Raw genomic sequence first — 12435 nt, forward strand, 5'->3', positions numbered from 1 at the left:
GGTCATGATTTAAAGGAGTTGAATCATACACCTACATCTCTTATAGTGATCGGTTTCCCCGCAAGTTCAGAAAGGTAAGTTCATGGCTACGATAGAGGTACCCTGCCGTTATTGTAACAGTCTATTAGTGTATAAACATGGATATGCCCGCAGTGGCGAACCGCGCTATCGATGCCGTGAGTGTCTGCGTAGTTTTCAGCACACCTATCGTTACGAAGGCAACAAGCCAGAGACGCCTGAAAAGATAGTAGAGATGGCCATGAATGGCAGTGGTGTCCGCGACACCAGCCGGGTGTTGAAAGTGAGTATCACGACCGTGATTGCTCACTTAAAAAAAATTAGAACCGGTAAAAGTCAATCCATTACCGATACAAGAGGTGATGGAGCACCATAAGGTGGAACTTATCTGTGAAATGGACGAGCAATGGTCTTATGTGGGTCACAAGAAACAAAAGCGGTGGCTATGGTATGCGTGGCAACCGCATTTAAAGACGGTGTTGGCCTATGAGCTGGGAAGCCGCGCGGATAAGACCCTAAAGCGTTTATTAGCTTCCTTACAGCGCTTCAAGATTCGGCTGTTTTGCACAGATGGCTGGGAGGGGTATCAACGTCTCTTACCGAAGGATAAGCACCTGATCACTAAGCGTTATACCCAGTCTATTGAGCGCCAGAATCTTAATTTTCGCACCCGTATCAAGCGGTTGGCACGCAAGACGATTTGCTTTTCTAAGTCGGTGGAGATTCATGATAAGGTGATCGGGGCGTTTATTAACAGAATGTTTTTCAACTCTTCTAAATCATGACCCGTTTGCTTTGGGTGGTGCCACGGCCGCTCCGAGATGCCCTATATAGCGTTGTCGCTCGAAATCGGTACTCGTGGTTTGGAAAGGCCGATACCTGTTTAATACCAACACCCGAACTCAAAGCTCGGTTCAACTATGACTGAGCTGCAAGCCAATATTAATTGGTTTACATTGTTTATTTTTGGTACTAAATTGGTAGTATAAATGGTTGTTGTGAGGAACAAAGCATGAAAGCATTTAACAAGTTCCCAGCTACAATAGCAGTGCTATACACGGGGGCGCGCTGATTATGAGAACCATAAGGAGAGTAGCGTATGATGCTGAAAAATGTGTCCATAATAGCATTGGCGACTATGGTCTGGATGACATCGGGTCTAGTTCAGGCTACTGGTTCGGCTAGAGGCAATCCCGAATCCTACCAGTATGGCATGAAGCTTTATCCGGCTGCTCCTGCTGGTTATACCCGCATGAGCATACGCCTGCCTAAACTGGCGGGCGAGGAAGAACTTCTGCTGGTCTTTAGAGCAGGAAAGCAGATGATGACGGATTGCAACTATAAATCTATCCCTCATGGAAGTTGGCGAGAACAGACGGTGCAAGGCTGGGGACTCGACTATTACACCCTAAATACCAACGGAGAGGTGGAGACAACTGTGATGGAGTGTGTTGACAAGAAAGAAGAAAAACAGATTTTTGTGCGGGCAGGCGATGTGCAGTATGTGCGCTATAACAGCCGAATGCCGATCGTAGTTTATGTACCGAAAGGCTATGAGGTACGGTACAACGTCATGGTGTCGAAATCTGAAGGAGTTGGAAGTCCGGAATAGAGCGCAGTGCCAAAGGAGTGTTTTGGTTATAGCTACGGGTTTGTGTACATGCCAGAATAGGGACTATTCAAAGGATAGGATATTGCATGTTTGAACAAACCTTTAAGAACATTGATGATGTGCTGTGGAAAGAGGCGGGCTGTTCTTCCGAACTGGACTACACAGAACAAACCTCTTGGATTCTGTTTCTGAAATATCTAGACGATCTGGAGCAGGAGTGGGAGCAAGAAGCCGAGCTTGCCGGTAATGATTACGACTATATCATTGAAGCACCTTATCGCTGGTCAACGTGGGCAGCACCGAAGAAAAACGGTCAGATTGACCGTGATAGTGCTATGACTGGTAATGATCTGATCCGTTTTGTTGACAGTAAACTATTCCCCTATCTGCAAAATTTTAAAGAGTTAGCCACTTCTCCTGATACGATTGAATACAAGATTGGGGAAATTTTCGGGGAGATCAAAAACCGTTTTCAGAGTGGTTACTCCTTGCGGGATGCTCTTGATCTAGTCGATCAGCTACGTTTTGGTACACAAGAAGAAAAGCATGAGTTGTCCCACCTCTATGAAACCAAGATCAAGAATATGGGCAATGCTGGGCGCAATGGTGGCGAGTATTACACCCCGCGTCCACTGATTCGCGCCATGATCCGTGTCACCCAGCCCAAGGTGGGAGAGACGGTTTATGATGGAGCCTGCGGGTCGGCTGGCTTTTTATGCGAAACCTTTAATTATCTGCGCTACGATGAGAGCGGGAACAGTAGACCCCTTAAAACCGCTGAGCTGAATACGCTGCAAACCAGCACTCTGTATGGCAAGGAGAAAAAGAGCCTTGCCTATGTCATCGCTATCATGAACTTGATCCTGCATGGGGTGGATGCGCCCAATATTATCCACACTAATACCCTGACCGAGAATCTAGATGATGTGCAGGAGAAAGACCGCTATGACGTGATCCTTGCTAATCCTCCTTTTGGTGGTAAGGAGCGCCCGGAGATTCAACAGAATTTCCCGATCAAGACCGGAGAAACCGCGTTCTTGTTTTTGCAGCATTTCATTAAGCACCTGAAAGCCGGTGGACGGGCTGCAGTGGTGATCAAGAATACCTTTTTGTCGAATTCGGATAATGCCTCCCGTGCCTTGCGGCAGGAGCTGCTGGAGAATTGTAATCTGCATACCGTGCTGGATTGTCCGGGGGGTACGTTCATTGGGGCGGGTGTTAAGACGGTGGTGTTATTTTTCACTAAGGGCGAGCCGACGCAAAAAATCTGGTATTACCAGCTTGATCCGGGGCGGAGTATGGGTAAGACCAATCCGTTGAATGATAATGATCTGAAAGAGTTTGTTGAGTTACAGGCCAGTTTTGCTGATTCGGATAGGTCGTGGTCGGTGAGTAGGGCGGAGGTGGATCAGGCTACTTTTGATTTGTCTGTTAAGAACCCTAATAAGGGAGAGGAAGCACCGCTGCGTGAGCCATCCGAGATTCTGGATGAGATTGCTGCTCTTGATGCGGAGAGTGCTGAGATTCTTGAGACGATTAGGGGGCTGTTGTGATGGAAAAAACACCAGATTATCAGAGGGTTGTTGTGATTAATCAATCCTCGCATTGGAAATCTGCAAAATTAGGTGATGTGGCCTATTTAGCGGGGCGTATTGGATGGAAAGGATTGACGGCAAAAGAATATACAGATGCTGGCCCTCTTTTTTTGTCTGTCCATTCTCTGAATTATGGGGATTATGTTGATTGCCGAGATGCTTTTCATATTAGTCAGGCTCGGTATGATGAAAGCCCTGAAATCATGCTGCAAAAAAATGATGTCCTAATATGCAAAGATGGTGCTGGAATTGGAAAGGTTGGCATTGTTAAGGATTTACCAGCTCTTGCAACAATAAATTCATCCTTGCTTTTGATTAGATCGGGAGACGCAGTTAATGCTAAATATCTCTACTATGTACTTTTAAGCCCCTATTTTCAGCGTATTGTGCAGTCACGATTGGAAGGTGCAACTACTCCTCACCTATATCAGAGAGATATTAAAGAGTTTCCTATTCATTACCCCCCTCTCCCCGAACAAAAACGTATTGTCGCCATTCTCGATGAAGCCTTTGCAGGCATCAGCCAAGCGGTTGCCAATGCCGAGAAGAACCTTGCCAATGCCCGTGAGTTGTTTGATAGCTATTTGAATGAGGTGCTTACACGTAAAGAGGAAGGGTGGGGACAAGAGATTCTGTCTAATATCTGTACAGTTAAAGATGGAACTCATGATTCGCCTAAGTATGTTCAGCAAGGTATTCCTTTTATAACTCAGAAAAATATTAAGGATGATGGGCTAAATTTTGATGATGTTCGACTTATTTCAGCGAGTGATCATAATAACTTTTACCGGAGATCAGATGTCGCAAAGGGTGATATTCTAATATCAATGATAGGTGTTAACCGTGGAATGCCCTGTTTAGTGGATGATGATCGGGTTTTTAGTATAAAGAATGTTGGATTGATTAAAAGTAGTGATAGTATAAATATGAATTTTCTACTTTTTTATTTAAAATCCAGTCTGGCCAGAAAATATGTTGAGATTTCATCTAATGGTGGAGCACAACCATTTATTGGTTTAACCAAGCTACGGAGCTTTCCCATTCTGATAGCTCCAAAACCTGCTCAGAATAAGATTGTTGATACTTTAAATGCTATTCAAGGTGAGATTCGAGTTCTTGAAAGCATTTACCAGCGCAAACTAACAGCCCTAGTCGAGTTAAAACAAACTATCCTGCAAAAAGCCTTTACTGGAGAGCTGACCGCCGATTGGGTTGAAAAAGAGGTAGCCACATGACCATAGAACGTGACCTCAACGAAGCCAACACCCGTGCCGAATACATCGAAGAACACTTAAAAGCCGCACACTGGGGCGAACGCCTCACCCCAAAATCACGTATAGACCGCGAACACAGCATTTCCGTCGGCAAACTAGTCGGGGGCGGCAAACGCGGTGAAGCCAAAGCCGCCGACTTTGTACTGCTCTACAAAGGCAAAAAACTAGCGGTTATTGAAGCCAAACGAGTACGCCTACACGCCACCGAAGGCGTACAACAGGCAAAAGACTACGCGGCATTACTCAACATCCGCTTTGCTTACGCCACCAATGGCAAACAAATCTGGCGTATTGACAGGCAAACCGGAGCCGAGGGCTATGTCGAGCGCTACCCGACCCCAGATGAACTCTGGAGCGCTACCTATACCCAGCCCAGCAACTGGCGTGACCGCTTCGCTACCATCCCGTTTGAAGACAAAAGCGGTACTTGGCAACCGCGCTACTACCAGCACAACGCCATTGAAGCCACACTAGAAGCCATTATCAGCGGCAAAGATCGTATCCTATTGACCCTAGCCACTGGCACTGGCAAAACCGCCATCGCCTTTCAGATTGCTTGGAAACTCTTTCACAGCCGCTGGAACGTCAAGCACTGGCACGGTGATGCCAGCGTCGACCGCCAGCCGCGCATCCTATTTCTAGCTGACCGCAATATTCTGGCGAATCAGGCCTACAATGCCTTTTCCCCTTTTCCAGAGGATGCCATGGTGCGAATTTCCCCTGAAGCCATTAGCAAGAAAAAAACGGTTCCCAAAAATGGCAATCTGTTTTTTACCATCTTCCAGACCTTCATGAGCGGGAAAAAGGATGCTGATGGCAACCCGACTCCCAGTTTTGGCGACTATCCGCCGGACTTTTTTGATCTCATCATTATTGACGAATGCCATAGAGGCGGAGCCAATGATGAAGGCAATTGGCGCAAGATCATGGAGTATTTTGCTCCAGCGGTACAATTAGGTCTAACCGCGACCCCGAAGCGGGCGGGTAATGTAGATACCTACAAATATTTCGGCGAGCCAGTCTATACCTATGCCCTCAAGGATGGCATTAATGATGGCTTCCTCACTCCGTTTCGCATTCGCCGCATTGTCAGCACCCTAGATGAATACACCTATGGCTCGGATGATGAAGTATTAGAAGGCGAAGTGGAGGAGGGCAGGGTTTACAAAGAAGCCGAGATAAACCGTCTCATTGAGATTGACGAGCGGGAACAGCACCGAGTTAAAACCTTCATGGATATGATCGACCAACGTGAAAAGACGCTGGTATTCTGCGCCACTCAAGAGCATGCGCTGGCTGTGCGTAACCTGATTAACCAGATAAAGCTCAACAAACATCCGAACTATTGCGTCCGAGTCGCCGCACGAGATGGAGAAGAAGGGGAGCGACAGCTGCGCGAATTCCAGAACAATGAAAAGACCATCCCCACTATCCTGACCACCTCGCGTAAACTATCCACTGGGGTAGATGCTCGCAATGTGCGCAATATTGTACTGATGCGTCCGGTCACTTCTATTATTGAGTTCAAGCAGATTGTGGGGCGTGGTACGCGCTTGTTTGACCAAAAGGACTACTTCACCCTCTATGACTTTGTGAAAGCCTATGAACATTTCAATGATCCAGAGTGGGACGGTGAGCCAGAACCCTGTCCGGTCTGTCAGCAGTCGGTGTGTAGCTGTGAACCTAAGCCCAAGCCAACTCCCAAACCCTGCCCTCAGTGCCACCAAAGCCCGTGCATCTGCGAACCAGAGGCTTGTCAGGTATGTGGGGAAATACCCTGTAACTGCTTAGTGCAGAAAAAAATCCGCATCAAGCTAGGCAATCGCACCATTGAAAACCTGATTGCTACCGAGTTTTTGGGTGAGGATGGTAAACCGATTTCGATGCAGGATTATTTGCGACAGTTCTATGACAGCCTGCCGGAGTTCTTTAAGGATGAGGATCAGCTCCGTGCGCTTTGGAGTCAGCCAGAGACTCGTCAAGGTTTGCTGAATGGTTTACAGGCTAAGGGATATAGCTTAGAGCAACTTAAGTTGATTGCTCAGGCTATCAATGCCACCAATAGTGACCTGTTTGATGTGTTAGCACATATAGCCTTTTCTTTGCCGACCAAAAGTCGAGAGCAGCGGGTGGCAGAACGTAAAGCGGCTATTAGTCGGGGGTATAATTACCAGCAACGCGACTTTATTAACTTTGTGCTGAGCCACTATATCGATGAAGGTGTGGGCGAGCTGGCAGACGATAAACTAAAAACGTTTATTGAGCTGAAATACCAAGGCGTACGTGATATGCCAGACGAGCTAGGGAAAGTTGCCGGAGTTAGGCAATTGTTTCTGGATGTTCAGCAGCGTTTATACCAGTGAGAGCGTGGGAACCTCCCTGCCTTGCGCCATCATACCAGCACAAGGCAGTTGGCATGTTTACGCGCTAATTTGCCGTATCTGCTAATAAGCGGAAGGTGAAAACCCGTGTCCCTTTATAATCAAATAGGGTTAGTTTTTTGCCTAAACGCTGATAAGAGCGTACGCGTTGCCAAGCCGCTAAAAAGGCTTGTTCTTCTTTCATGACTCGGTCTGGTGTATGGCACATTTTGCGTGTGCTACCCATTTTATCGACCTGCAGAGTGCCTTGGCTCGGATCGATTTTATAGCTCGCCCGATAGTGATTACAGCCTGCAAACCCACTGAGCTGCCCTTGTTTATCAAAAGCGGCGGTCATCCGTGCTGAATTGACACTGGTTACTAAGGCATTACCGGAATTATAGGAGGCGACTTTCCATTGGGTATTGGGTAATTCGGTGAGTGGCTTACTAAAGCGGGCCAGCATTCTACCTTTTTTATCGAGTAAAGTGAGTTCTTTAGCCGTCATTTGATAATGGGTGGTGCGCTGTAGGACTTGTTGAAAATCTTGCGATAGATTTTCGGCTTTTGGTAGGCAAGCCATGCGAGTAGTCGCCATGCGCTGGGTATTAATAGTTAAGGTCGAGCGCTGCTCATTGTGCTGATAGCCGCTATGAAAACTATTACAACCATTAAAACCGTAAACCATGCCATGATTAAAGCCGAGTGTTAACGGGAGCCTGAGTTGCGGCAAGGATTGCGCTTGAGAAGGATTGAGTTGGATGAGTTCCCAATCGGTTTGCTCTAATGAAGTAGCGTGAGCAGTATGGATAGCACCTACAAGTAGCAAACTAACTGTTAATAATTTTTTAAAATTTTTCATTTAGTTATCCTATTTCAAAGTAAAAGACGGCTGAAGTAGCTAACAAAAACTAACTGCATCTTGCTGTAGCAGTCTGCTGAATAGGGATGCCAACTTATAGCGTATAAGGACGTATTTTTTTTACAACAGCCATGCAAGGAAGATGCGATTATTTTTTGTGACTTAGAAATAATGACTTTAGTCAATCTAGGTAAAAAAAGTGAAAAAACTTGATGAGTAGCAAGATTGAGTAGGCCTGAAAAAACACTCTCTTAGCTAAGAGTAGAGAGTGTTTCTGCGTAGGCGTCTTAGTGACTAATGTGCAGCGAGTCTATCCATGACGGCATAGAGCAAACCTGAAATAACAAAGGTCATATGCAGTACCACCATCCAAATCAGAGCAGTGCTTTGTTCGGGTGTCATGCCGCCCTGCTCCAAAAATAGACTTACCCCCATAAACCCTTTGAGTAGCTCAATCCCCGAAATCGCCACCATAGAACCAATCAGTTTAATCTTGAGATCACTAAAGCCAATTTGCCCCATCCAGTCGGGACGATCCGCGTGATCATGCAAGTCATCCATTTTAGAGACGAAGTTCTCATAACCACTGAAAATAATAATAATCAGCAAATTCATCACCAATGATACATCGACTAAGGTCAAGACGCCGACAATTAAATCTTGACTGGTTGCCTCTAGAATGGTGCTGAATAAAATCCACATTTGTTTGCCAAACTTAAACAGCATTAAGGCTAAGGATATAACTAAACCAAAGTAAATAGGGACTAGCAGCCAGCGGCTAGTGAATAATAGGTGTTCAAACGCGTGTTCCGCTTTTTTCAGTAATGACATCATTTTGCTCAGGTAGTGATAAAATGTGTGCATTATGCCGTAAGTATATTGCACTGCAATAATCCAAGCTTTTGTAGAGTGTTTGCTAAATGACGTATTTAGCCCCACAATGCGCCTCTTGCCCGATTACCAGACTAGACTTTGCCCAAGATTATGAATATTCGTGAACATTATTCTCTGCGTGCGCTCAATACTTTTGGTTTGGAAGTAAAAGCGCGTTACTTTTGCACACTAGCCACCTTAGGTGGCCTACGTACTGTATGGCAGTGGCAGCAGCAATACCCTGATTTACCTATCTTATTTTTAGGTGGGGGCAGTAATATGCTCTTTGTCGAGGATTTTCCCGGCTTAGTGGTGCATATTAAATTAATGGAGCGCACGATTATTGGCTCCGATGCTGAATATACCTATGTCAAAGCCGGGGCAGGGGAAAATTGGCATGACTTTGTGCGCTGGACGATTGATAAGGGGCTAGCCGGCTTAGAAAATCTATCCTTAATTCCGGGAACGGTGGGGGCGGCTCCGATGCAAAATATTGGTGCCTATGGGGTAGAGCTTAAAGATCATGCCTATGAAATCTTTGCGGTCGATTGGAAAACGGCAGAAATGCGCCATTTTAGCGTAGCAGAATGTGGATTTGGCTATCGCAATAGCCGCTTTAAATCGCTAGAACCAAATCGTTGGCTGATTGCTAGTGTGACCTTTCAATTGCCGAATAAACCGACTTGGCATTTAGATTATGCCGGAGTGAAGGAACAGCTCACGGGTGAGGTGACTGCGCGTAGTATTAGTGATGCGATTATACATATTCGTCAAAGTAAGTTGCCTGATCCTGCTCAATTGGGTAATGCGGGGAGTTTCTTTAAAAACCCGATGATTAGCGATGAGCATTATCAAACCCTGAAAGAGCAATACCCTCATTTAAGTGGTTGGGTATTAGAGGAGGGAGTGAAGGTCTCAGCCGGCTGGTTGATTGATCAGTGTGGCTGGAAGGGTAAGCGTTTTGGCGATGCGGGTACCTATGAGCGACATGCTTTGGTATTAGTCAATCATGGTCAGGCCAGTGGGGCACAGATTTGGCAATTGGCGTTGGATATTATTGATTCAGTCGAGCAGCGTTTTGGTATTACCCTAGAGCCAGAGCCGAATGTGGTGGGTAAGCCTATGCTCTCTCAACGTATGCCGAATGTGGTTCTTACACAACCCTAGTTGTCTTTCCTCAAGGTGTTTTTAGGCTGATTACTATAGTGTAAGCATTGGGTAGGCTTACTGATTTATGACAGGGAGTGTTTTCATGCGCAGGTTAAAGTTAGGTTGGTTGACTGCGGCGATTATGTTGAGCACCGCTAGTGCTGGGGCGGAGGATCTAACCATTGCCGCTGCGGCTGACCTGAAATTTGCCCTCGAAGATATTAAAGCAGCCTATAGAGCAGCAAACCCCAATGATCAGGTAACCATTACCTTTGGCTCCTCCGGCAAACTCAGCACTCAGATTGAACAGGGCGCACCCTTTGATTTATTTTTCTCTGCTGATATTAAATACCCAGAGCAACTAGCCAAAGCGAATCAAGCAGCTTCCAAGGTAACACCCTATGCACGAGGGCATATTGTGTTATGGAGTAAGAACTATGATGCCAGTCAGCTAACCCTAGCTGATCTTAAGGATGCTAAGTTTCAGCATATTGCCATAGCCGATCCCGCGCATGCTCCCTATGGCAAACGTGCGGAGGAAGCCTTAAAAGCGAGTCAACTCTGGGACATCATAAAGCCTAAACTAGTATTCGGTGAAAATATTGCTCAAACCGCGCAATTCATCGAGTCGGGCAATGCCGATATTGGGATTATCGCGCTATCTTTGGCTGTTAACCCTGAACTCACCAAACAAGGCGGTTATGCTCCAATTGATGAAAAGCTGCATAACCCTTTAGAGCAAGCCTTTATTATTACCTCGCATGGCAAAGATAATGCCGCTGCTCAGCGCTTTGCGGACTATATACAGAGTGCGGAGGCTCGGCAGATTATGGTGAAATACGGCTTTGTATTACCCGGTGAAAGCACAGACACACTGGCTAACCAGACAGAGCCGGTCAGCACTGGCACACCATAATGGATGGGTTGCCGTTTTCGGCTGAGGATTGGGCTGCTATTCGCCTCACGCTCACCCTTGCCGGTAGTGCCACACTCATCTTGCTTCTATTAGGTACGCCTTTGGCCTGGTGGCTGTCACAAACCCGCTCCCGTTTCAAACCGATTATTGCCGCCTTAATAGCGATGCCCTTGATACTGCCCCCGACTGTATTAGGGTTTTATCTGCTCATGCTCATGGGGCCTTATGGGTGGGTGGGGCAATTGACTCAGTCTCTTGGCTTGGGGCGCTTGCCATTTAGTTTTAGTGGCATGTTGGTAGCCTCCGTGCTGTTTTCTATGCCCTTTGTAGTACAGCCGCTACAAAACACTTTTGAGGGTTTGGATGCACGTATGTTAGAAGCAGCGGCGACCCTGCGAGCTAGTCCGTGGGATGCCTTTTTTAGTGTGGTATTGCCCTTATCACGGCGTGGGTTTCTCACCGCAACCATTTTAGGCTTTGCCCATACGGTGGGGGAGTTTGGGGTCGTGCTGATGGTGGGAGGCAATATTCCGGGGCAAACGCGTGTGGTGTCTATGCAAATTTATAATCATGTCGAAGCCATGCAATATAGCCATGCTCATTGGTTAGCGGGACTAATGGTCGCCTTTTCGTTTTTGGTGTTGATTAGTATGCAACTCATGAATCAACGCCTCGATGTGGAAAAAGCGGTAAAAGTATGATTGAGGCGCGTTTTCGGGTGCAATTTCCCGATTTCTTGCTGAACACGGATTTACAGTTACCCGAACGAGGGGTGACAGCCTTATTTGGGCATTCTGGTTCTGGTAAAACCACCCTATTGCGTTGTATTGCCGGGCTACAACGCTCAGATAGTGGTTTTTTACAAGTGCGCGGGCAGGTATGGCAGGATAGTAAAGCCGGGCTATTTTTACCAACCTATCAACGCCCCTTAGGCTATGTCTTTCAAGAGGCAAGCCTATTCCCGCATTTAACTGCACGCAAAAATATTGATTATGGGCGTAAGCGTTCCCCCCAAGCCGCTAATGAAACCGAGTTAGCCGCCCTTATAGAGCTTTTAGGGATTGGGCATTTACTCAATAAAATCCCGGCACAGCTTTCGGGAGGGGAACGGCAGCGGGTTGGTATTGCGCGTGCGTTGGCACTTAAACCGCAAGTCTTATTAATGGATGAACCACTCGCTGCGCTTGATCTGCAACGTAAGCAAGAAATTCTACCCTTTTTAGAGCGCCTTCACCGCGAGCTAGACATTCCTATCTTGTATGTTACCCACTCCCCCCAAGAAGTTACGCGGCTGGCGGATCATTTAGTGGTGTTGGAGGCGGGGCAGGTAGTGGCTTCGGGTGCCTTAGCAGAAACACTGACCCGCTTAGATTCCCCGCTGGCTGAGCGTAAACAAGCATCGAGTGTGTTAGAGGTCGAGGTTTGCGGGCATGAACCGGAATTTCATCTCACTCAAATGCAGTTTGTGGGAGGACTATTGAGTTTACCCTATCAACAGACGGCTGCTTTGGGTACACCACTACGCTTACGGGTATATGCGCGGGATGTTAGCATTACACTGCAAAAATCGGAGCACACTAGTATTCTTAATATCTTACCGGCTCAGATTGTGGAGATGGCGCAACCATTAGCCGGACAAGTGATGATACGCTTGAGTCTAGGGGGCGTCCCTGTATTGGCGCATATTACCCAAAAATCAGCGATACAATTGAATTTACAAGTGGGTATGCAGGTATTTGCCCAAATCAAAGCAACGGCTATTGTATAAGTGTTGAA

The 12435-nt window shown here is 46.7% G+C and carries 11 protein-coding genes; 9 read left to right on the plus strand and 2 right to left on the minus strand.

The window, feature by feature from the left end:
- Positions 1-82 precede the first annotated feature (82 nt).
- The 5 genes from A3IK_RS20925 (at position 83) to hsdR (ending at position 6862) form a co-directional block, all read left to right on the plus strand.
- Positions 83-803, plus strand: a protein-coding gene (locus A3IK_RS20925; protein ID WP_425425411.1) for an IS1 family transposase whose coding sequence is annotated in 2 segments (ribosomal slippage) — positions 83-331 and positions 333-803 — 720 coding nt in all. Because the reading frame shifts where the segments join, the coding sequence is not laid out codon by codon here.
- 314 nt (positions 804-1117) lie between these two features.
- Positions 1118-1630 carry an ecotin family protein gene (locus tag A3IK_RS19565; RefSeq protein WP_020560609.1) on the plus strand — a complete coding sequence of 171 codons (513 nt, stop codon included), beginning with the start codon at positions 1118-1120 and terminating at the stop codon, positions 1628-1630.
- A gap of 86 nt (positions 1631-1716) precedes the next feature.
- A complete protein-coding gene (locus A3IK_RS0114010; protein WP_020560610.1) occupies positions 1717-3183 on the plus strand; it encodes a class I SAM-dependent DNA methyltransferase in 1467 nt (488 codons plus the stop codon).
- A complete protein-coding gene (locus tag A3IK_RS21390; protein WP_020560611.1) occupies positions 3183-4460 on the plus strand; it encodes a restriction endonuclease subunit S in 1278 nt (425 codons plus the stop codon). The genes A3IK_RS0114010 and A3IK_RS21390 overlap by 1 nt, the downstream gene beginning before the upstream one ends.
- Complete coding sequence (gene hsdR / locus A3IK_RS0114020) at positions 4457-6862, plus strand: EcoAI/FtnUII family type I restriction enzme subunit R (protein ID WP_020560612.1); 2406 nt, start codon at positions 4457-4459, stop codon at positions 6860-6862. The genes A3IK_RS21390 and hsdR overlap by 4 nt, the downstream gene beginning before the upstream one ends.
- A 64-nt stretch (positions 6863-6926) precedes the next feature.
- Here the strand turns inward: hsdR and A3IK_RS19575 are convergent, their stop codons facing one another.
- Positions 6927-7721 (minus strand): META domain-containing protein, encoded by a 795-nt coding sequence (locus A3IK_RS19575; RefSeq protein ID WP_020560613.1) that lies wholly within the window; start codon positions 7719-7721, stop codon positions 6927-6929.
- 294 nt (positions 7722-8015) lie between these two features.
- Positions 8016-8555 carry a TIGR00645 family protein gene (locus A3IK_RS0114030; protein WP_245539491.1) on the minus strand — a complete coding sequence of 180 codons (540 nt, stop codon included), beginning with the start codon at positions 8553-8555 and terminating at the stop codon, positions 8016-8018.
- 150 nt (positions 8556-8705) lie between these two features.
- On the opposite strand from A3IK_RS0114030, the gene murB reads away from it, so the two are divergent.
- The 4 genes from murB to modC all read left to right on the plus strand — a co-directional run bounded on the left by murB (position 8706) and on the right by modC (position 12427).
- Positions 8706-9761: a UDP-N-acetylmuramate dehydrogenase gene (gene murB, locus A3IK_RS19580; RefSeq protein WP_020560615.1), complete on the plus strand. Its 1056-nt coding sequence runs from the start codon at positions 8706-8708 to the stop codon at positions 9759-9761.
- A gap of 85 nt (positions 9762-9846) precedes the next feature.
- A complete protein-coding gene (gene modA / locus A3IK_RS19585; RefSeq protein WP_020560616.1) occupies positions 9847-10659 on the plus strand; it encodes a molybdate ABC transporter substrate-binding protein in 813 nt (270 codons plus the stop codon).
- A complete protein-coding gene (gene modB, locus A3IK_RS0114045) occupies positions 10659-11360 on the plus strand; it encodes a molybdate ABC transporter permease subunit (protein WP_020560617.1) in 702 nt (233 codons plus the stop codon). The genes modA and modB overlap by 1 nt, the downstream gene beginning before the upstream one ends.
- The gene (gene modC / locus A3IK_RS0114050; RefSeq protein WP_020560618.1) at positions 11357-12427 is read left to right on the plus strand and encodes a molybdenum ABC transporter ATP-binding protein; all 1071 of its coding nucleotides are present in this window, start codon (positions 11357-11359) and stop codon (positions 12425-12427) included. The genes modB and modC overlap by 4 nt, the downstream gene beginning before the upstream one ends.
- Positions 12428-12435: the final 8 nt, after the last annotated feature.

The sequence above is a fragment of the Thiofilum flexile DSM 14609 genome (assembly GCF_000380185.1).
GTDB classification, from domain to species: Bacteria; Pseudomonadota; Gammaproteobacteria; order Thiotrichales; family Thiotrichaceae; genus Thiofilum; species Thiofilum flexile.